Genomic DNA, 20,778 nt, shown 5'->3' with positions numbered 1-20,778 from the left:
GTAAGGCTCTCGCGCTTTGCTGAATTGCGTGCCGCCTGAATTCGCCAGCAAAATTGAAGGGCTTACGCAGAGAAGACATGAAGGAACCAGATCAAGCGAGGGTCTCACCGTAGGCGAGCGAATGAGGGTTACACCGGATTGGGGCGGCGGTTCCAGTGGGGCCGGCCATCCCGCGCCCGTTTCGCCGTATACATGGCCTGATCTGCCAACCGCAACAGGTGCTCTTGTTCCACCGTGTCATCCGGAAACACCGCCATGCCAATACTCCAGTTCACATGAACCGACTGACCGGCGACCACAAAGGGTTGAGTAAATGCCTGCTGCACCCGCTTCATCGCGACCTCTGCACCGTGCGGCGAACGCAGATCGGTCAACACCACCGTAAATTCATCCCCGCCCAGGCGCGCGACCAGGTCACTGGTCGCCAGGGTTTCGCGCAGGCGCTGACCCACCTGCACCAGCAGGGCATCCCCTGCCGCGTGTCCTAGGGTGTCATTGACGCCCTTGAAGCCGTTGAGATCCAGCAGCGCGAGCACCACCCGTTCCCCTGCTTGCTCCGCACGGCGCATGGCCTGTGATAAGTGTTGGCGCTGATGCATGCGGTTGGGCAACCCCGTCAGCGGGTCGTTGAGGGCCAGGTGGCTGAGTTCGTCTACGGCGCGGCGCAGACTGAATTCGTCCATCACGAGCGCGGCAAAGTCTTCCATATCCACTCTATCTTCAGCCGTAAAGCTCCGGGGCCGGCAGTCGAGAACACACAAGGTTCCCAGCTTGTGCCCGTCCGGAGTGATCAGAGGAGAACCCGCGTAGAACCGGACATGAGGATCACCGGTCACCGCGTTGTAGAGGCGAAACCGCGGATCAAGCTGAGCATCTGGAATGACCAGGGTGCCGGGCTGCTGGATGGTGACCGCACAGATGGAATTGTCGAGGGGGGTCTGGGTGTCCTGGATGCCGATGCGTGCTTTAAACCACTGCCGGTCGGCGTCGATCAGGCTGGTCAAGGCCATCGGCATGCCAAAGTGCCGCGCGGCCAGCCGCACGATCCGGTCGAACTGCGGCTCTGGGTCGGTGTCGAGAATGCCGTAGCGGTAGAGAGCTTCCAGTCGCGCCTGGTTACGAATCAGGCCGTCAGATGTGCCCTGAATCAGCGACACGCTCCCTAGGTCTTGTTCAGGTTCGGTCACAGGGAGGAAGTCTAGAGAGACCGACTCTTCGGTCAATGTGAACTGCCCCACAGAGAATGGCAGATCCACTGAAGGTCACCCCTTGTCCAAGAGGTGGAGGAACGCCTGCACCACGTGAGGGTCAAAGTGTGTTCCTGCTCCGGCTTGAATATGCTCCAAAGCTTGCTCCCTCGTCCAGGCCTGACGGTAAGGCCGGTCGCTGGTCAGCGCGTCATACACGTCCACAACAGCGAACGCTCTAGCGGTGAGAGGGATGACCTCGCCCGAAAGCCCATACGGGTACCCGCTGCCGCCCCACTTCTCATGGTGGTATTCCGGAGTGTCTAGGGCCGGACGCAGAAACCGGATCGGCGACAACAATTCCACCGCATGGCTAGGGTGCTTTCTCATCTCGACCCACTCCTCATCCGTGAGTCTGCCAGGTTTGAGCGGTACCGCGTCCCCAATGCCCATCTTGCCGATGTCATGCAGCAACGCTCCTCGGCGCACCTGAACGAGCTGCTCAGAGGAAGCGCCCAACTGCTGGCACAGCGCCACGGTCATCTCGGTGACTTTCCTAGAGTGACCCTCGGTCTCCTTGTCACGCAAGTCCAGTGCCCTAGCTCAGCCTTCAATGATTTCATCGTACGCCAAGTGCAACTCCAGATTCTTGCGCTCCAGTTCCGCAAAGAGTTGAGCGTTGTCGATCGCGATGGCTGGCTGACCCCCCAGCATCTCGAGCCACATGGGCGAGAGTGGCAGTGCTTGGCGGTGCAGCACTTCAATCACGCCCAAAACCTTCCCTCTAGCGAGCAGAGGCACGGCGTAGTACGCCGTCAGAGGCGGTGAACACGGTGGCCCCCAGGAGCAGACGGCGGCAGCAGTTGGATTCGTGAGCGCTGTGCCCGCCAAGTGACAGAACATCAGGGCGGCCACACATAAAGTGGCGGGAAACACAGAAGCGTGCTGGAAACACCTCATGCCCAGAGTTCAGTGGTTCAACAGGAGTTATTACAGGATTATGCGCTGCTCCCGAGCCCTTGAAGGGTTTTCAGCTCTCCTTCCCCCCGCACGGATACACGCATCACGCCTTGCACTCTCCAAAGTGACCCTAGAACCCTAGGGCTTGAGGTGCTCCACCTGCACAAGATCTGAGGGATCTGGGCGGTCGTGTCTCACGGCTTGGGAGCAGGGTTCGATCTGTTCCTGTATCTGCATGCCAACTGCTGGTTTAAGCGCATGTTTATCTCCTGATTATCCAAAGGGTTCTCATCTAAAGGCAGATGGAGAGCTCAGCTCACCCGCTGGTTCTGAGAATGATTTGCTTCAATCTTTAGAGAGGGCCACGTAGCTGCTGGCCTCTGGTCTCATGGCTTGTGCGGACGCGACTCCTCTCCGCCGGAGGCACTGATGTTTTTACGTATCGACAAACTGCAATTCGATCTGCCGCTCCCCAAAGAAGCCAATCCCAATGGGGCCGCCGCCGTTCAGGAACTGATGGGCGGACGGTTCGGTGAAATGTCCACCATGATGAACTACCTGACCCAGTCCTTCAATTTCCGCGGCAAAGACACGCTCCGGCCCTATTACGAGTTGATTTCCAATATCGCGGCCGAAGAGCTGGGCCACGTTGAACTCGTTGCCGCGACCATCAACAGCCTCCTCGCGGGCCCAGATATCAAGGATCAGGAAGCGCCGATTGACCCCACCACCCATCCCTTCTCCTTCGCTCAGGACGTGAGGAACACCAAACACTTCATTGCGGGTGGCCCTGGGGCCATGATTGCCGATTCTCACGGCAAGGCGTGGACCGGCGACTACGTGTATTCCAGCGGCAACCTGATGCTGGACCTGACCCACAACTTCTTCCTGGAAGGGGCCGCTCGCCACAACAAACTGCGGGTGTACGAAATGGTCGATGATCCCACCGCCAAGGCGTTGGTCGGCTACCTGTTGGTTCGGGGTGGCGTGCATCAGATCGCGTACGGCAAAGCGCTGGAGAGTCTGACAGGGGTCAACATCAACAAGATGCTGCCGATGCCTAACATTCCGACCAGCCTGATTCCGGAATCCAAACGGATCATGGATCTGGGGGTGCACCGCAAGCTGTACCGCTTCAGCGACACGGATTACACGCAGTTGGGCACCATCTGGACCGGAACCCATCCTGAGGATGGGTCTGAAGTGTTTGTCGATGAGTACACGTCGATTGAGGGCGGGAAGCCGGTGGATGGCGGCCATGACTCCGGGGCGTTTTCGCCCGAATGGGATATGGGGGAGATTCTGGAGATTGCCCAGAAGTTGCACGATAAGGCGCGTCTCCGCTGAACCTCAACCAGCCTTGAGTTGGAGGATCTGGATATCGGGAAGGTGCCAGTGACTGGTTTTTTGGGGTAACGGGCGTTTATTGGTCGTTCGTTATTCTCCAGCGAAATAGTGTCCAGCAGGCAGTAGTGGCCACTCTCTAAACAATTGAGAACGTTATCTAGGTCACTGTTCCAACGCGCTGGTCTGAAGCCATGTACTTTAGTGCAAGCGGCTGTGAGATCAGGCATTTCGGCAGAGAAGATAAAACCACTCGGCTACCGATACCAAATGGCAGGCGACTCGTCCAAGAGAGAGAAACGTAAGTGTCATGGCGTCAAGGCGACTTTAGTCGCTTCCAAACCCCTGTACTTTCAGTGCAGGGTTGTTTAGTTCTCTCAGAAAAGCCAATGGATTACCCATAGGTGCCGCGGTCGTGTTGCCTTAATCGACCCCAGGGCATATGGAGGGCAGGGGTGGCCTGAGGTTCAGGCCACCCCTGCAGCGACCGCAGACCACTTCTGGAACGCTCGTCTCTGGTTGAGTCGTCTGGTCGTGTCGGAAACGCTGGTTTGGGGATGATGGTGAAGGTTCAGAGGTTCGACCGTGTAGGTGAAGGAATTCCTGCGCTCGTTTCTTCCGCCCCAATCCCTGTTGTAACCAGACCCTCGAAAGTACAGCGGAGTAACGGGCGTAAGTCTTCTCAGTTGTGGCGATCCATGTCCAGTCAGGCAAGCTGCGTGGCCAGTGCTTACAGTCTGAAGTGGCCACACTTCAATGAAGTGGTGTCATTGCTCATACCCAGCCTCAACGTGCTTTGGTCGCCTTGTGGGCGTACATCCGGCGGTCAGCCAAGCGCAGCCAGGCTTCCCCGTCCGTGGTTTCTGAAGGCAAGCCAGCCGAGCCTACACTGATCCGTAGAGTGCCGCCCTCCAGTACCTGGAGGGTTTCTAACAGCCGCATCTCAAACAGCGCTGCCGCTGAACCCACGTCAGGAATCAGCACCGCAAACTCATCTCCACCAATCCGGTAGGCGTGGCCCCCGCCCTGCACCAGCGCGTTTAAGCACGCCCCCACTTGAGCCAGCAACGCGTCCCCGGCCGCATGGCCCCGCGCATCATTGACCTGCTTGAAATCATTGAGATCAAGCACGAACAGCCTCGTCGCCTGCACTGCCTGGGTGTCCTGTGCCAACTGAAGATCAAAGGCCCGCCGGTTGCCCAGCCCAGTGAGACTGTCGAGGTAAGCCAAGCGCTGCAGTTCCACCTGCGCGGCATGGGCCAACGTAAAGTCTTCTTGAACGCCGACGAAGTAGCGCAGCACCCCTTCGACATGCAGGGGGCGGATGCGGAGTCTGTACCACAGAGGAGTGCCGTCCTTGCGGTAATTGAGAATGACCCGCTCCACCGGCTGTGCCTGATTCAGGGCTTCCCGGAGCGCAGCCACATCAGCCGGATCGGTCTCTGGACCTTGCAAGAAGCTGCAGGGCTTGCCCCGAACCTCCTCGGCGGTGTATCCCGTCTCCTCCACAAACGTGGCGTTCACATACAGGATGCGCCGATACGGATCGGTGAGCACTAAGCCGATGTGAGCCGTGTTCAGCACCTGCCAGACCAGCTCATCCGGGATATCGACTGGGAGCACCGCGCTCATTGTAGATTCCAATGACCGGCAGCCTGTGGAGCCAGACCGGTCGGCTGAGGCACCGGGCGGCCCAAGTAATACCCCTGCGCCAAGTCCGTGCCCAACTCCATGACCAACTGCAGTTCCTGCGCCGTTTCAATGCCCTCCGCCACCACCCGGATCCCCAGTTCATGGGCATAGTGAACCAGAGCAGACACCAACGGCACGCGGGGATCACTGTCATGTACCCCTGAGATGAGGGCCCGGTCGAGTTTGACAATGTCGGGCTTGAGTTCAGCCAAGTACGTCAGACTGGTATGTCCGGCACCCAGATCATCCAGTGCCACTTGGGCTCCTTCCGCGCGGTACCTCTCCAAGATGCGTTTCAGCAGTCCCAAGTCCGGAAATGCCTCACTCTCGGTCACTTCAAACAGCAGGCGGGACAGATCTGCTCCCACTTCCCGGCAGGCGGCATAGGTCGTTTGCAGACAGACCTCCGGGTTATAGATCACCCCCGGCGCAAAATTGATGAACAGCAGTTGATCCGGCCCGAGTTGTGGATAGCCTTGCACAATCGCGTTGCGCCGAGCGAGGGCGTCGAAGGCGCGCGCCTGTCCGTGGGCCGCCGCCGCATCCAACAAGGCACCAGCGCCGAAAAAGTGACCATTCCACTGGGCACGTACCAGCGCTTCATAGCCGTAGACCTGCCCAGTCCCAAGCTGAACGATCGGTTGAAAGTGAAACAGCAGCTTCTCGCTGGCCTCGTGAAACCAGGGACTCTCCAGCCGCCGCACCCAGTGCTCTAAAGGCGCCAAGCCCCAGGGATCCAACTGCTCGCCATCCCAAGGGGCCGCCAGCACTTGGGAACGTTCATTGCTCAAGAACGCTGCCAGCACGAGGGGCAGCTTGTCGAAGGCGGAAGCAGCAATGAGCAGGGCACCCTGTTCGGGGCATGAAGGAACGTCATGGGCCGCAAGCAGCAAGGTGAGTTTGCGCTGGACATGACTGGAAGCCGCATGCACAATCAAGCCTCTCAAATGATCAGTTGCAGCAGGCTCAACGGTATGACAGTCACACGGTCGAATGCGGTCAGAAGTTCCTGGAGACGAATGATGAGTTGGCAGCCGGGAAGACATAGAGAGGATTAGATTAAAAGTCTTATCTCAGAATTGTTTCACGATGCTGCTCTAGTGGAAGAGTGAACATGTCATGAAGAAGAGCGGGTGAGGGACGACCGTTCCAATCGGCCAAAGAATCAGGCTTAGGAAGGTTAGTAATAATTCATGCAATTCAATAGACCTCCCGCGAAAGTCAGATGGGCCGTGCGCGGGGGAGGTTGCAGAGCGCCGCGATCAGCTGAACTCGAAGGGCAAACCGACGCCGCCGATGGCGATAGACGCCCCCCAGCACACGAAAGACCGACTGCTCAATGCCCTGTCGGGTCTGCGCCAGCACGCGGTTTTCTTGGCGCTGGTCGGCGGAGAGGGACGCCGCTCGCGTCGCCTGATGGGACGTGATGGCGCGCCCATGGCTGCTCCACAAGTCCAGATCTCCGGCATGCTCGGATTGACGTGCCACTCCAGGTCAAAGAGCCCACATGAGCCTTGCTGTGTGATCGCCAGAACAGACCCGCACCGCTGATTGTGCTGCCGCTCGCTGCTTAGCTGTAGGAAGCCACCGTTCCTGAGCTTACCTGGGCTGAGGACAGCACCTTCCCCCGGAAGGTGCCTTGGTTATCGGTGAGCAACGCGCCCGAGGGAAAAGAAATATCACCCCTGCAATTTGCCGCCTGAAACGGCATTCAAGCACTTGATTCCGACCACGAAGCAACGTTGGGCCTGTGAGCTGGGCCACCGCGGTGTCTTACAGGAAGTTGGGCGGGAGCATTGCGGGGGGCGAAGCTGGCAGGGCCTGCACCATCACGCGGTGTTATGCCTTGTGGCCTTGCTCTTCCGGCAAGGGCTGCGCCTGTCACCACCCGATGGCTTATTCGGCGAGTCGGTGCCTGCCATTCGGCAGAAGATCGCCGGGAGATATCCCCGGCGATCCCGCATATGACTTCAATAGTGTTCATGCTCCACGGCTTTATTCAGTGGCTCGTGAATTTTTCCCAAGTCCAGTTAGTGCCCAGCTTGAACGTGTGCCCTGTCAGCCTCCTCGCCTGACGGCGCGGAGGTGCGGCGCATAAACAGCACGAGCAGTGCCAGCACGAGCGCAATGCCAGAGGCCACCCCAAACGCCGCGCGCACTCCTTCCGCTCGAGCAAGCGGGAGGGCCATCCCTTCCGCTAGAGCACGCGTGGTTCGCCCCGTCATCACGGTGATCAGCAAAGCGGTCCCAGCAGCCCCCGCCACCTGCTGCAACGTGTTCATGATGGCGCTGCCATGGGAGTACAGGCGGGCAGGAAGCGGAGTCGTCGCGGCCGTGAACAGGGGTGTAAAGGTCAACGCCAACCCAGCACTCATCACGAGGTGCAGAGCCAGGAGGGCCGTTACACCCGTCTCGGCGGTGATGCGGCTGAAGCTCCAGAGAGATAGCGTGAGCAGCACTGCTCCTGGGGTCGCCAGCAGGGCTGGGCCATGACGGTCATACAGCCGCCCGATCGCGGGGGCGAGCACGCCCATCAATACGCCGCCAGGCAGCACCAGCAGGCCGGTCTGAAGCGTACTCAGACCGCGAACGTCCTGGAGGTAGAGGGGCAGCAGAATTGCTCCGCCGAAAAAGGCCACGGCCAGCAGCATGATCGACACGACGCCGACTGTGAACACGGGGTAGCGCAGCGCGCGGAGATCCAGCAGCGGCGCGTCCTGACGTTGTAGGACCTGTTGCCGCCAGACAAACAGCACCAGGCTGAACACGCTGAGCAGCAGCGGCACACTTACCAAGGGGTCACTCAAGCCGGCAGGTGATTCACCCAGGCGACTCAGCGCGTAGACCAGTCCACCGAACCCCACTGCGGAAAGAGGCAGCGACACCACATCCAGGGACAACCGCCGTGGCTCGCCGAGATTCACGAGCGTCCGCGCACCGAAGACCAGGGCACCGATGGTGAAGGGCAGCACGAACACGAACATGAACCGCCAGGACATCGACTGAAGAATCAGTCCGCTGACCGTCGGTCCCAGGGCAGGGGCGACCGCGATGACGATACTGATGCTGCCCATGACTGCGCCGCGCCGCTCGGCAGGAATCAAGGTCATGACCGTGGTGAACAAGAGCGGGATCATGATGGCTGTGCCGACCGCCTGCACAACACGTGCGAACAACAGCAGGTCAAAGGAAGGCGCGATGGCTGCCAGCACGGTGCCGACAGTGAAAGTTCCCATAGCGAGAAAAAACACAGCACGTGTGGAGAGACGCTGCATCAGGAAGCCTGTGGTGGGAATCACCACCGCCATGGTCAGCATGAACGCAGTGGCCAGCCACTGCGCTACACCTGCTGTGACGCGGAACTCGGTGATCAGGGTCGGCAACGCGACATTCATGATGGTCTCGTTCAGCACGACGACGAACGAGGCGATCAGGAGGACCAGGATGATGGCGCGGTTGCGCGCGTCTGGGTTTGCGGGCGCAGGAATAGCACGGGTCTGAGTGGTCATGAAGGAAGCCTCGGGAGAGAACACTGGTGGTGGGACAGTCGGGAAGGAGAGGGTCATGACGCGAACCGAGCAACAGTTCGCTTGGTTCTATGGATCAGCCGCTCACGGCGAGGAGGCGTGGGTCAAGGCCATACTGTTCCCGCACCCCGAGGTGATCCCGTAGCGTGGTGCCCTCATAGTCGGTGTGGAACAGTCCCCGTTCCTGCAAGATGGGCACCACCTGATCGACAAAGGTGTCAATGCCGTCCTCGTAGACATCGACGGAGACCCAGAACCCATCCGCAGCGCCAGCCTCAAACCACTCCTGCATGTGGTCGGCGACCACTTCGGGCGTGCCGACGGGGGTGGGGTGATAGTCGATCACCCCGTGGGCAAGAATCTCGCGGATTGTCCAGCCCTCGCGGGCCACCTTCAAGGCCTGCCCGGAGCGGGGATCAGCGGGTGAGGGTTGAGCGGCGTCCAGTTCCTGCTCTGTGAGCGGAGTATCGAGGCGGGTGACCGACAGGGGGAGACGGAGCATTTGTGCGAGGTAGGGCACCCGTGATGGGAGGAGATCCTTGCCGAGCTGTAGTCGGCGGTCAATGGCGTCGCGTTTGGTGGCACCGAGAGCGGGCATCACTCCGGCGAAGAACTTGATTTCATCAGGGTCGCGGCCAGCTTCCTGGGCCGCCCGGCGCAGGGCCGTGCGTTGGGCGCGAGCATCCTCAATGGTGAACGTCGCCCCGATCACGCCGTTGGCGTACTGACCGGCCACCTGCAAGCCGGAGTGGCCGCCCCCGGCCTGGAAGATGACCGGTTGACCCTGCTCCGAGGGCGGAATGGGCAACGGGCCCTGCGAACCCACGTGACGACCCTTCAGATTCACGGGCCGAATCTTGGAAGCGTCCGCGAAGTGCCCACTCTCGGCGTCGTGAATCCAGGCGTCCTGGCCCCAGCTCCCCCACAGGGCCTGCACGATCTGCACTGTTTCATGCAGGCGCTCGTACTTCTCCTGGCGTTGCATGGGGTGCTTTCCGAAATTGGCTGCGCCTGTCGGGTCGGAGGTCGGGACGACGTTCCATCCCATACGTCCGTGGCTCATGACGTCGAGGGTTTTGAACATGCGGGCCAAGTTGTACGGCTCGTTGAAGGTCGAGGACGCTGTGGTGACCAGCCCGATGCGGCTGGTAGCGCGGGCGACGGCCGCCAGGGTCAGCAGCGGTTCCAGTGTGAACATGGAAGGCTGGTGCGAAAGGTCGGTGTCCATGCCCAGGCCGTCGGGCAGGAACAGGAAATCGATCTTGCCCCGCTCGGCGGCCTGGGCGTAACGTACCTGAGCGTCGAAGTCAGTGGCGTTGGTGGGGTTGACCCCTGGCATCCGCCACGAGTGGGGTTGAGAGCCGTAGCCGTTGCTGAATTGCATGCCCAGGATCATGCGTCTATCTGGAGAGCTTCTCCGCTTCATATAGAGTACAATACGGAGGTAGTCTCCGAAATGCAAGAGGCTTCAGAATGAAGGTCGTTTCTACAGTGTCAAAGCATCCCCACTCACTTCAGCAAGGAGGACTGATCTCTACGGAAGCCACCTCACGCAAACCCCGCACTGACGTCATTCGCAACCGCACGGTCATCCTGGACACGGCACAGCGTCACTTCCAGCAGCACGGTATCGGCACCTCACTGGACGCCATTGCCAAGGAAGCAGGAATCGGACCGGGGACGCTTTACCGTCATTTCCCGACCCGAGAGGCCCTCCTGGCTGCGGTCTTACAGCTTCACTCCCAGGAACTGGTCGCCCGGCGCGCGACCCTAATCCAGATTGCCGACCCGGATGAGGCCCTACAGCAGTGGTTGGGCGCCCTGGAGGACTACCTCAATGCCTTTAGCGGCCTGCCTGAACCCCTGATGGCGGCGACCCGGGCGAGTGCACCGGACAACCCACTGACTTATCCCTGCGATCAGCTCATCACCATGACGGACGAGTTTCTCCAAGCGGCTCAAGTGCAGGGCCATGTCCGCACCGAGGTGCAGTCGCGTGACCTGTTCCTGGCTACCGCCGCCGTCGCCTGGATCCGGGGGGAAGGATCCACGGATGACGCCAGGCGCCTCCGCACCCTCATTCAGAGCGGGTATGACCGCTCAGACACCACCAGGAGTCAACCATGAACATCGGTATCATCGGCGCTGGCCATATTGGCGCTACCCTCGCCCGCAAGCTCGCTGCTCGGGGCCATACGGTCAAACTCGCGAACTCCAAAGGGCCGGAGTCCATTTTTGACCTCGCCCGTGAAGTCGGTGCGGTTGCCGTCACCAAGCAAGAGGCGGTTCAGGACGTTGACGTGATCATTCTGTCGATCCCGTTCGCTCGTCACACTGAACTGGGAGGGCTCTTCAGCGAAGTTCCCAAGGACGTCGTGGTCATAGACACGTCGAACTACTATCCTTTCCGCGACGGGGCTATCACGGAAGTCGATGCAGGCAAACCGGAAGGCGTCTGGGTCAGTGAACAGATTGGCCGACCGGTGACCAAAGCATGGAACGCGGTGTTGGCGCAGACCCTGACAGACCGGGGCACGGCCGCTGGCACGCCCGCACGGATCGCCCTTCCAGTGGCTGGTGACGATAGACAAGCAAAAGCTACAGCGATGCAGTTGGTGGACGCCACGGGTTTTGACGCCCTGGACGCAGGAGCCCTCGCAGAGTCTTGGCGGCAGCAGCCGGGTACCCCGGCATACTGCACTGAATTGCCGTTGGACGAACTGCAGGTGGCGGTGACCGCTGCCGACCAGCAACGTGCGCCGCAGAACCGCGACGCACTGATGAAGACATTCATGACCCAAAGCGCGCCGCTCACGCATGACGGTATGGTTACCCTCAACCGTGCCCTGACGGCATGACGACCAGCATGGGCACGTCTCAAGAGGCCTGAACCAGGGAGCCAGCAACAACCAGTGGATCAGGAGGACAGAATGAAGACCAGAGGCATCGCTACCACAATCACGGCGCTTGGCGCGCTGACTGGATGGCTATATTCTCGCCGTGCCGTGTCGTATGCCAAGCTTCACCCCGAGCTACGCCATCCCCTCCTGAGGCTGCGTCATCCAGCGTTCACGCGCCCACTCGTATCTGTGATGCAGCGCGTCGCTCCTCCTGTGCCAGACCCAACAAACGTCCTATTTGAGCGGTGTGAGATTCCTGGGCCAGCGGGTGCGCCGGACGTCGCCGTGCTGCTGTACCGGCCACGGGGAGGGCTGCGGAACGCGGCAGCGCTGCTGTACGTCCACGGTGGCGGTTTCATCTCGGGTTCAGCCCAGGACTATCACCGGCAATGCGCGCGCTTCGCGAACGAACTCGGCGTGCTGGTCGTCAACGTGGACTACCGCCTCGCCCTGAAGGTGCCATTCCCAGGTCCCCTGGAGGACTGCTACGCCGCACTGACATGGTTGAAAGATCATGCCGCCGAGCTCGGGGTGAACCCTGAGCGGATCGCTCTGGCTGGAGACAGTGCAGGCGCAGGTCTAGCTGCTGGCCTCGCGCAACTCGCGCACGACCGTGGTGAGGTGCAACCTGCCTTCCAACTGCTGTTCTATCCGATGCTGGATGACCGCACGGTGTTGCTTGAACAGCACGACAACAGGGGTGAATTCGTGTGGACGCCTGGATCCAACCAGCTGGGGTGGACGGCGTATCTTGGTCATCAGCCGGTTCTGGAGCAGGCACCAGAGTACGCGGTGCCAGCGCGGCGTATGGATCTGCGTGGGCTCGCGCCGGCGTGGATTGGTGTGGGAACGCTGGACTTGTTCTACTTGGAAGACAAAGAATACGCGCGGCGCCTAGCAGAAGCAGGAGTACCGTGCGAATTCTTCGAAGTGGAGGGGGGCTATCACGCGAGCGAACTGTTCATGTCCGGCGCTTCGGTGTCGGCGGAGTTTCTGGAGCGCAGCCTCCAAGCCCTGAGGCAGGGCCTGCAGCTCGCTGACTCTGCTGTGGCGCGCTTATCCTGAACCTGACCTGATAGGTCACCCTGCCCGATCCTGTTGTGCCTTTGTCGCCTGACCATTTCCTTCACTCCTGAGGTGCCCCAATGCTTCCTTCTTCTCCTTTATTCCAGCCACGTCCTGACCAGACTGCTCTCATTGTGGGCGCGACGGGCCTGTCTGGCCGCTACCTCGCGCCGCTCTTGATCGACCGCGGCTGGACCACCTATGGGCTCTCCAGGACACCTGGTTCTGGCATCGCCGGCCTTCAACCACTCGCGGCTGACCTCCGCGATGTGGCTTCCCTCGCTGCAGCCCTGACAGATGTGGCCCCCAGCCATGTCTTCATCACGAGTTGGGCGCGTCAGGAGACAGAAGCGGAGAACATCCGGGTCAACGCCGAGATGGTTCGGAACGTGTTATCGGTTCTTTCACCTCAGCGTTCAGTGCAGCACGTCGCGCTGGTGACAGGCCTGAAACACTACCTGGGGCCCTTCGATGCGTACGCGAATGGCGACGCACTGCCGCCCACACCGCTGCGCGAAGAGATGCCGCGCCTGGATCTGCCGAACTTTTACTATGCGCAGGAGGACGAGGTGTACGCGGCCGCCGAGCGGGACGGATTCAGCTGGAGTGTGCACCGCCCTCACACCCTGATTGGTCAGGCCACTGGCAATGCAATGAACTTGGGCACGACGCTGGCGGTCTACGCCTCCATCTGCAAGGCCAGTGGCAGGCCTTTCCGTTGGCCAGGCTCTGCCGCGCAGTGGTCGGGGCTCTCAGACGTGACCGATGCCCGCGTACTGGCACAACAATTGCTGTGGGCCGCTGAGACACAAGCCGCCCACAATCAAGCATTCAATGTGGTCAACGGTGACGTCTTCCGGTGGAGCTGGCTCTGGGGCCGGATTGCAGCATGGTTCGGCGTGGAGGCCGTCGGCTATGACGGCACCGTTCACCCACTTGAAGTCGAGTTGAGCGGCGCTGAGGGCGTGTGGGCGGAACTTGCTCAGCAGCACGGTCTGGCGGAGCCGAATCTCGGCCGGTTGGCCTCACCCTGGCATACGGACCTTGACCTGGGCCGCCCGATGGAGGTCATGACCGATATGGCCCGCAGCCGGCGGCTTGGTTTCACGGGCTACCAGAACACGGAGGACTCATTTTTCGATCTGTTCGCGCAGCTGCAGCAAGCCCGACTGATTCCGGGCTGAGTGTGGTCACGTCCCAGGGGGTCTGCCACTGCTGCGTCTAGGTGCTTGGCGAGCTCAATGGCGAAGGTGCTCACATCACCTGACCCCACCTGAATAAAGACCTTGTCTCCACGCTTGACTTTGCCAATTTCAACCGGCGCCTGCCAGGCCGACCAGCGGAACTGAGGCGGCCTCCGCCATACTGAGCCGGACAGGCTTCAGCGCAGTGTCGCCGTGCCGGGCGTCACGGTTACCAATGGTGGTGCCTTTACCTCCGGCACCGTCCAGGCGGCCATTCCTAAATTACTGGAGCACTTCACCTTGCAGGGGAAGGTCGTCAATGACCCATCACTCAAGTGATGGGCTTGTGTCTGAGCTCCACCGCAGCTCTGAGTACCGTTGCAGGCGCTCAGCTTTGGCTTCAACGCTCGACACATCAGGGCGCACTGACAAGGCACCCGTAGCGGTCCAGTCTTGCCGGACCGCCAACGCTCTGAGAGTGACATTTCTCGCTCCAAGAAGATCTGAATGCACCTGGTACCCGCATACCTCGCAGACGAATATCAGTCCAGCTTGAGGTCTATTCCCCTTGCTGGTATGTCCGCACTTGACGCACTGTTGCGAGGTGTACTGGGCATCCACCCCAATGGCCATGCTGCCGGCCAGACTGGCTTTATAGGCCAGAAAAGTCTGCAACTCGGCAAAACTCCACTGCGAACGACGCCGCCTGGCCCGCTTGGCCTTCAGGCTGGCCTGCGGGTTGCTGCGTCCTTCGGTCCGGGTGCGGATGTCTTTCAGGTCCTCCAGACCGATGACGGCTTGGGGATAGGTCTTCAGAATCTGGGAAGCCAGGGAATGATTGCGGTCAGCGATGAACCGTCTTTCCCGGCCCGAGAAAGCAATAAGCCTTCTCGTCGCAGAACGGGTGCCTTTGCGCTGCAACGATTGACGAACACGGGCAAAGCCCTCTTTTTTGTGGTTGGTCTGCTGTCCTGAAAAGAATGTGGTGCGGTTGCGGGTATCGGTCACGACGGCATGGAAGCGCTGGCCCACATCCACGCCGACCACGTTCTTATGGTCCGCAGGCTGGGGATCAGGCAAGTCAATTTCCAGGCTGACGAGCAGAAAATACTGCTTTTTGGATTTCTGGTAGGAGAGCTTAGCGCCGCCGACTTCACAGCCAGACCGAATCAGCTCCAAGTGCTTGTTCCAGCCGTCGTAGGCCATGACCTGACGACCTTCGAGAGTCTGTACACTGACTTGCTGATCTTTCTTCCACGAATAGTCGCGTCCAAAATTGTAGGTCAGGGTGCGGGAGATGAATTTCGCGGGCCGTTCGAATCCCTGGAAAGGACGGGGCTGATAGCCAGGCTTGACACTCTGAATCCATTGCTGGCGGGCGTGGTGGTCTTTGCATTTCGTCCACAGTGCTTTGTAGCTGGCGGCGACTTGACGGGGTGCATTGCAGGCCATTTGAGACGGCAGACCGAACTTTTCGCGCAGGTCTTCGTATACCACCTTCTGAAGCCGCATCCCGGCCGACAATTTATTTTCGGTAAAGGCGATCCCAGAAGTGAAGTTCACTGCGTCACGGTAGGCCAAAGTCACAGCGTCCAGAGCGGTCTTCTGCTCTGGGGTAGGCCGCAACTTCAGCTTGGCGGTGACTGTAATCTTCACAATGAAGAGAAGATCGATCTACCCCTGAAGAAGCTACAGCCTGGATGAAGCTTGAGCTTGCCGCCCTAACGGGTGGTTGGGCTATCCCTCCCGTAACGATAGGTAGGGCCTCACGGCCTTTCCCCCGTTCCAAACCGGACGTGCGACTTTCATCGCATCCGGCTTTCCAGATTCCGGTACTTGTACCAGCATCTCTTCCCCTTTCCCTTGCAGGATTCGCGGTCTGTTCAGGAACAAGTCCTATCTAACGTCTCTGCGAACAAGGGGGTCAAGTTGCTTTCCATTCCCTTCGTCCTGGTGGGCCTTCACCGTGTCCCGTCCATTACAGACGGGCATTGGGCTACTACGCCACCTCCGTCCTCTTTCCTGCACGCTGACATTTTCGCGTCCCTTGCGGGTCAAGCAGTTTCAGAGTTCCCAAATTCCAACGTGATCAACGTTCTAAGTACATCCTTGTTAAGTTTTAGATCAGGGTGGCTCCGAGGGCTTGGAGGGCGATCAACAAGGCCGCTTGGAGTTCGCTGACGGTGTCGTAACACCGCCGAGGCATCAAGAATCCTTTGAGTCTGCGCCAAGTCGTTTCAATGCGATTGAGCATGGGGCAGTACGCTGGGAGATATCGAAGGAGCATCCCCTTGGCAGCCCAGATCGGCTCTCGTGCTCGAATCGCCTGACCGCGATGAAATGAGGCGTTGTCCAACATCACCACCGTCAACCGAGCGGTTCCTGAACGACGCTGCGCGTCGTCAGACTGTTCAGCGAGGGTGTCCAGATAAGCGATGACATCATCCTGCGTGCAAGACGCGGTCAACTGCCGCACCGCCAAATGCTCACCTTGGGCGTCCACGGCCAGCGTACCAATGAGGTTGATCCGTCCTTGAGATCCCCAGCGCGTGGGCACTTTGAACTGCCGTCCGGAACCCCGTGGGAACCAGGAATTGGTGACCGACAGCATCAGTGACAAGCCGGTCTGATCTAAAAACTTGAGGGTGAGTTTGCCATCCAATGCCCCTTTTTTAGCGTCTCGATCGACGCTTGATGCTCATGAATGACATCTGGGTCAGGCACCTGACCCGGGGCGTAGCGTCCCCGCTTCCACGAATAGCCCAGCGCCAGGAGTCGGACGCGGATCGCGTCTCGACTGACCGTGATGCCGAAGCGCTCCTGGAGCGCTTCGGCTAAGAGGTCGCTGTTCCAGAGCCGTTGCTCAGCCAGTCGCTCCTGAAGGTACTGGTCCATCTCTGGGGTGACCCGGCGCGGCGGCCCCGAAGACCGGCCATCCATCAATCCGGGGATGCCACGCTGTTCATAGCGGTCCAGATCATTGTGAACGCTTTGTGGGTTGCGCCCGAAATGCTGTGCGAGGCGCGGTACGGTCATCCCACTGGCGTTCAGACGGACAATGCTCGCTCGCAGACGAACTTTGACGTTGATCCCCGCCCCCAGTTCGAGCTTGCGCAGGGCCGCATCTTCTTCGGAACTCAGCGACAGGTGTCGGGCTGGAGGAGTCATTCCTCAAAGCTTAGCAAGGATATACTTAGAGTCCCTTAGCAGCCTGCTGTGTGCCGAGTGGATTGAAGTTCGTCCATCAGGGAGTTATAGCCCCTTTGGTCTCCACCGTGCCTTTTGGCTCAGGTGTATCAGCCTTATTTCACCTGTTCGACTTGACGACACGTTAAACGCAGGTTTCTTTCGTCTGCATAGGACTCAGGGCTGGTCTGTTCACCTTCTTAGGCTGAAAGTGGCAGAACTTTTGTCAGTGAGCTTCACACCCTCAAACTTGTCAAAGTTGAACGCATGTCACCTAGCCCTCAAGCTACGAACCAAGCTTGACTCCCTCAGGGAGCAATTAAATCACGCCGTTAGATGGCGCACACGACTAAAGTCGCGGGAATCCCGCCCAAACCCTTGAAGGACTTCGTCGAGAACACGGAACTGGCTCACTTGGCTTCCCCGGAGGCCAAAGAAGTGCTGTTCTCGGTGGTGGGCGCCTGGTCTGGGGCCGTCATCATGGCCTCGTTCCGGCGCCACGTCATCGTCGGCGCCTTGGTCGCCCTCGTCTTGATGCCGGCTGCTGCGTATCAGGGCATGGCGCTTTCCATCGGCCGGTTCGATCTGGCGGGAGAAAGCGTGGAGCGATTCACTATAGATGTGGCTTGGATGATTGGTCTGGGCTGGCTGGTCTCCTGGCTCAAGCAACACACCGTCCACCGGCGCAAATCCTTGGTCTGAGCGATGGGCCTAGTGTTTTCAGATAAAGCGGCCTTCAGGTCAATCAAGGGGAAGACGGCGTGCGACTTGGCATCTTGTGGGATGACCCGTTCAGATCCGGCGCATGTTCCTGTCTCTCTCACAGACACGGACGTCACAATCACGCCCGACAGTGAACTGTACCAACCGCCCGCAGATGCCGACGCCACCGATCAATTGGACGCCAGTGTGGACGGCACCAGCGCCTCACATTACGGTGCCAATGACCCGGCCCTCTACGAGGAGAAAGAAAGCACGCCCGATTGACCTTTGGGGCAGAGTGCAAAGTTAGAGAGGTGAGCGTTCTCAAGGGCCGTCATGACGAGGCCCGGGGTGTCTGGGCTCTGGCGACTGGTGTGAAGAAAAGTCTTAGCCGCAAGCCGCCAAGAGCTGCCCGCCCCGTATGATCGGCCCACGGTGCTGCCCCCTCCCTCTCCACATGCTGTTCAAACCGCGTGGCGCAGCCCCTGAATTCGTCTGGGGGTGTTTTTGTTGGGCTTTTCCTTGGTCTGGCGGCGGCTGGGGACATTGCGCTCAGTGGTCACCGATTTCAGCCTCGCTTTTTTGATTGCGTACCTCGTGCCGCCTGTCCTGAATTGGCTAATCCGCGGCGGCGTGGCCAGGGAGTGTTTTTCGTGCTGCTGGCCTTCTTTGGCCTCTTCCTACTGGCGGGAACCCTGCTGATCATGGTTGCCACGCAGTTTATTGGGCTGTTTCAGGATCTGCCGCGCCAGATCAGCCAACTCAGTGGCCACCTGGATCAGCTGTTCGGTGGGCTCACCGACCAGGGCCGTCCCCGGCCTCGACAACGCCCGCAAGCGCCTGACCGAGGCAATTCAGACCTACGTGCAAAGCTTGGGCGACAACCTGGTGCTGGTCTTGCAAAACGCCCTGAATTCAACAAGTACGGTGTTTGCCGGGCTGATGTCGAGTGGCGGGGTATTCGGGCACCTGCTGTTGATCGTGCTGCCGAGTGTGTATTTGATAGCCGATGATGGGCGTGTGACCGCCACCCTGTTGCGGGTCTTGCCCCGCCCGTGGCACCCCCGGGTGCTGGAATTGTCGGGCCTAGGGCGTGTAGGCCAAGGGTACGAAATAATCAGCTATGACCTCGGATCGTTTCCTCGCGTGGCAAGGCTTAGTCTTTCAGGCTGCCCAAGATCCTCATCAGGCATTGCAGATCCTTCAGAGCCCACCAGCCGATCTGACCTCTGAACAATGGGCACGTGGGCAATTCTGGAAAGCGTGTTTATTCTGTCAGTCTCAGCAACTTGGGGAGGCACTCAATGCGCTCCAGCGGGTCGACCAGGTGGGTCATTGGCTCTCCCCAGCCCGACTGCAGGATCACGATCTTGATCCCATTCGCGATGACCCTGAGTTCGTCGCCCTGATAGACAAGTGGACCCAACGACTCGGGCAAGAAGCGGCCGCGCACTCAGCAACGCTCCAGGTTCTCCCCAGTGTAGGGTCTGAAAAAGGCACCGTCATCGCTCTACACATGAACAGCAACAGTCCAGCGCAAACCCATCCCCTGTTTTCTTCTCTGATCACGGAGGGCTGGAGGGTCGCCATTGCTGGGAGTGGGCAGTACGTTGGTGAGGGGATGGCGGTGTGGAACGACCGCGCACAAGCAGAGACCGAACTCCAACAGTGGGCGGAGCAACTGGGTGGAGCTCCTCTCTGGGCTGGTTTATCAGCGGGTGGCAGCACGGTGCTGCGGGGGGCCTTGAACGGCTCCATAGCGGCGAGCGGTGTCCTTGCCGTTGTTCCAAGTGTTGCAGCTCATCCAGAGTGGTACCCCGATGAACCCATTGGGGTTCCAGTTGCTCTTGTCGTTGGAAAACAGGATCCGTTGGCCTTAGGGACACTGCAGTTCGCAGAGCTGCTAAAGGAACGGGGTGTGCCGGTACGGGTGTGGCGCCATGCTGGAGGTCATGACGTGCCGGAGAACTGGCAGGGCATCAGAGCTGAAGCCCTTGAATGGATCCAAGCCACGAAGTGGATAGGCCGATCAAAGCCAGAACAGCAGAGCGGCTAGGGTCAGCCACCCCTGATAATTCACTGCTCGCTTGTCATAACGGGTGGCAATCCGCCGAAACCCTTTGAAGCGATTGATGAGGCGTTCGACTTTGTTGCGCTCCCTGTATACGGCAGGGTCGAAGCAGAGGTCGTCTCCCTGATCCTTACGCCGAGGAATCGTGACCCGAATGCCACGGCTGTGCAGATATTTCCGAACAGTGGTGTAGCTATAGCCTTTGTCGCCCACCAGACGATCCGGACGAATCCTGGGACGTCCTCGTCCTGCACGAACCACGGCACCGGTCTCCAGCAGCGGTTGTAGGTATTTCGACTCATGCCTTTCCCCTCCACTCAGGACGAAGGCCATAGGCTTGCCTTGCCCCTCAGCACGCAGATGGATCTTGGTTGTGAAACCACCACGAGATCGTCCTAGGGCTTCCTCTGCTTGACCTCCACGTGCTCCTGCAGCACATTGATGTGCTCGAATGACCGTGCCATCCACGAAATGCATCGACCAGTCGAGCTGACCTTTCAGGTCAGCAAGGCGTTGTAGTTCTGCCCAGACCCGCTGCCAAATGCCTTTGGCAGTCCAGCGACGGAAGCGGCTGGAGATGGTGGTCCACTTGCCGAATCGTTCAGGAACGTCGCGCCACGGCGCACCCGTTCTGAGCACCCAGAGGATGCCACTGACGATGGGTCGATGCGCCAGATAGGGACGCCCCAGACCGAGGAGGGATGGGAGGAGGGGTTCCAAACGTTCCCATTGTTCATCCGTGATTTCTTCGCGCCACAACACGAAAAGATACCTTCATTCTGTCGATTTTCAACCCTTAGCCTACAGACCCTAGAGTCGTCAGTACGATTGTTTCGAAATTGACTCGTGCCCTACTCTCATAATTATTGCCAACCATTTGTATCAAAACTATTTGGTGAAAATTTGGCGGTGAAAAGAGAAGCCCCACAAGAGAGACAAAACACCCCCCGGGGGGTCTAA

The 20,778-nt window shown here is 59.6% G+C and carries 21 protein-coding genes and 1 pseudogene; 9 read left to right on the top strand and 13 right to left on the bottom strand.

Annotated features, from left to right (window positions below):
* Positions 1-128: 128 nt before the first annotated feature.
* The 3 genes from M1R55_RS26305 to M1R55_RS26295 form a co-directional block, all read right to left on the bottom strand.
* Positions 129-1,187 (bottom strand): sensor domain-containing diguanylate cyclase, encoded by a 1,059-nt coding sequence (locus tag M1R55_RS26305; protein ID WP_249395941.1) that lies wholly within the window; start codon positions 1,185-1,187, stop codon positions 129-131.
* 75 nt (positions 1,188-1,262) lie between these two features.
* A complete protein-coding gene (locus M1R55_RS26300) occupies positions 1,263-1,775 on the bottom strand; it encodes an HD-GYP domain-containing protein (RefSeq protein WP_249395940.1) in 513 nt (170 codons plus the stop codon).
* Between the two features lie 15 nt (positions 1,776-1,790).
* Positions 1,791-2,147 (bottom strand): GAF domain-containing protein, encoded by a 357-nt coding sequence (locus M1R55_RS26295; RefSeq protein ID WP_249395939.1) that lies wholly within the window; start codon positions 2,145-2,147, stop codon positions 1,791-1,793.
* A gap of 429 nt (positions 2,148-2,576) precedes the next feature.
* On the opposite strand from M1R55_RS26295, the gene M1R55_RS26290 reads away from it, so the two are divergent.
* Positions 2,577-3,494 carry a manganese catalase family protein gene (locus M1R55_RS26290; protein ID WP_249395938.1) on the top strand — a complete coding sequence of 306 codons (918 nt, stop codon included), beginning with the start codon at positions 2,577-2,579 and terminating at the stop codon, positions 3,492-3,494.
* A 783-nt stretch (positions 3,495-4,277) separates the two neighbouring features.
* Here the strand turns inward: M1R55_RS26290 and M1R55_RS26285 are convergent.
* The 5 genes from M1R55_RS26285 to M1R55_RS26265 form a co-directional block, all read right to left on the bottom strand.
* Entirely contained in the window at positions 4,278-5,114 is an 837-nt protein-coding gene (locus tag M1R55_RS26285) for a GGDEF domain-containing protein (RefSeq protein ID WP_249395937.1), read from the bottom strand.
* 5 nt (positions 5,115-5,119) lie between these two features.
* Positions 5,120-6,115, bottom strand: a complete 996-nt coding sequence (locus M1R55_RS26280) for an EAL domain-containing protein (RefSeq protein WP_249395936.1) — start codon at positions 6,113-6,115, stop codon at positions 5,120-5,122.
* Positions 6,116-6,404: 289 nt separating this feature from the next.
* Positions 6,405-6,671 (bottom strand): hypothetical protein, encoded by a 267-nt coding sequence (locus M1R55_RS26275; RefSeq protein ID WP_249395935.1) that lies wholly within the window; start codon positions 6,669-6,671, stop codon positions 6,405-6,407.
* Between the two features lie 542 nt (positions 6,672-7,213).
* Entirely contained in the window at positions 7,214-8,692 is a 1,479-nt protein-coding gene (locus M1R55_RS26270) for an MDR family MFS transporter (protein WP_249395934.1), read from the bottom strand.
* Positions 8,693-8,786: 94 nt separating this feature from the next.
* On the bottom strand, positions 8,787-10,094 hold the full coding sequence (locus M1R55_RS26265) for an NtaA/DmoA family FMN-dependent monooxygenase (protein WP_249395933.1): 1,308 nt from the start codon (positions 10,092-10,094) through the stop codon (positions 8,787-8,789).
* Between the two features lie 89 nt (positions 10,095-10,183).
* On the opposite strand from M1R55_RS26265, the gene M1R55_RS26260 reads away from it, so the two are divergent.
* From M1R55_RS26260 to M1R55_RS26245, 4 genes are all read left to right on the top strand, one after another.
* Entirely contained in the window at positions 10,184-10,837 is a 654-nt protein-coding gene (locus tag M1R55_RS26260; RefSeq protein WP_249395932.1) for a TetR/AcrR family transcriptional regulator, read from the top strand.
* On the top strand, positions 10,834-11,568 hold the full coding sequence (locus M1R55_RS26255) for an NADPH-dependent F420 reductase (RefSeq protein WP_249395931.1): 735 nt from the start codon (positions 10,834-10,836) through the stop codon (positions 11,566-11,568). Before M1R55_RS26260 ends, M1R55_RS26255 begins: the two co-directional genes overlap by 4 nt.
* A gap of 327 nt (positions 11,569-11,895) precedes the next feature.
* On the top strand, positions 11,896-12,675 hold the full coding sequence (locus tag M1R55_RS26250; protein WP_249395930.1) for an alpha/beta hydrolase: 780 nt from the start codon (positions 11,896-11,898) through the stop codon (positions 12,673-12,675).
* A gap of 80 nt (positions 12,676-12,755) precedes the next feature.
* On the top strand, positions 12,756-13,859 hold the full coding sequence (locus tag M1R55_RS26245; protein ID WP_249395929.1) for an SDR family oxidoreductase: 1,104 nt from the start codon (positions 12,756-12,758) through the stop codon (positions 13,857-13,859).
* Between the two features lie 23 nt (positions 13,860-13,882).
* Here M1R55_RS26245 and M1R55_RS26240 read toward each other — a convergent pair.
* From M1R55_RS26240 to M1R55_RS26225, 4 genes and pseudogenes are all read right to left on the bottom strand, one after another.
* Positions 13,883-14,069: pseudogene (locus tag M1R55_RS26240) on the bottom strand (NAD(P)-dependent alcohol dehydrogenase); the annotation flags it as partial.
* Positions 14,070-14,186: 117 nt separating this feature from the next.
* Complete coding sequence (locus M1R55_RS26235; protein WP_249395928.1) at positions 14,187-15,515, bottom strand: transposase; 1,329 nt, start codon at positions 15,513-15,515, stop codon at positions 14,187-14,189.
* A 463-nt stretch (positions 15,516-15,978) separates the two neighbouring features.
* Complete coding sequence (locus M1R55_RS26230) at positions 15,979-16,521, bottom strand: transposase (RefSeq protein ID WP_249395927.1); 543 nt, start codon at positions 16,519-16,521, stop codon at positions 15,979-15,981.
* Positions 16,491-17,027, bottom strand: coding sequence for a helix-turn-helix domain-containing protein (locus M1R55_RS26225; RefSeq protein WP_249393826.1), 537 nt, complete (start codon positions 17,025-17,027; stop codon positions 16,491-16,493). The genes M1R55_RS26230 and M1R55_RS26225 overlap by 31 nt, the downstream gene beginning before the upstream one ends.
* Positions 17,028-17,381: 354 nt before the next feature.
* Between M1R55_RS26225 and M1R55_RS26220 the strand changes: the two genes are divergently transcribed.
* The 4 genes from M1R55_RS26220 to M1R55_RS26205 all read left to right on the top strand — a co-directional run bounded on the left by M1R55_RS26220 (position 17,382) and on the right by M1R55_RS26205 (position 19,803).
* Positions 17,382-17,747, top strand: coding sequence for a DUF389 domain-containing protein (locus tag M1R55_RS26220; protein WP_249395926.1), 366 nt, complete (start codon positions 17,382-17,384; stop codon positions 17,745-17,747).
* Between the two features lie 81 nt (positions 17,748-17,828).
* Positions 17,829-18,032 carry a hypothetical protein gene (locus M1R55_RS26215; RefSeq protein WP_249395925.1) on the top strand — a complete coding sequence of 68 codons (204 nt, stop codon included), beginning with the start codon at positions 17,829-17,831 and terminating at the stop codon, positions 18,030-18,032.
* Positions 18,033-18,536: 504 nt separating this feature from the next.
* Positions 18,537-18,980: a hypothetical protein gene (locus M1R55_RS26210; protein WP_249395924.1), complete on the top strand. Its 444-nt coding sequence runs from the start codon at positions 18,537-18,539 to the stop codon at positions 18,978-18,980.
* Complete coding sequence (locus tag M1R55_RS26205; RefSeq protein ID WP_249395923.1) at positions 18,871-19,803, top strand: hypothetical protein; 933 nt, start codon at positions 18,871-18,873, stop codon at positions 19,801-19,803. Before M1R55_RS26210 ends, M1R55_RS26205 begins: the two co-directional genes overlap by 110 nt.
* Here the strand turns inward: M1R55_RS26205 and M1R55_RS26200 are convergent.
* Positions 19,777-20,577, bottom strand: coding sequence for an IS5 family transposase (locus M1R55_RS26200; RefSeq protein WP_249395922.1), 801 nt, complete (start codon positions 20,575-20,577; stop codon positions 19,777-19,779). The genes M1R55_RS26205 and M1R55_RS26200 overlap by 27 nt on opposite strands.
* Positions 20,578-20,778: the final 201 nt, after the last annotated feature.

It is taken from the genome of Deinococcus sp. QL22 (genome assembly GCF_023370075.1).
Taxonomy (GTDB): domain Bacteria; phylum Deinococcota; class Deinococci; order Deinococcales; family Deinococcaceae; genus Deinococcus.
Note: the sequence above shows the minus strand (reverse complement) of the source record. Positions and strands in the feature narration are given on the sequence as shown.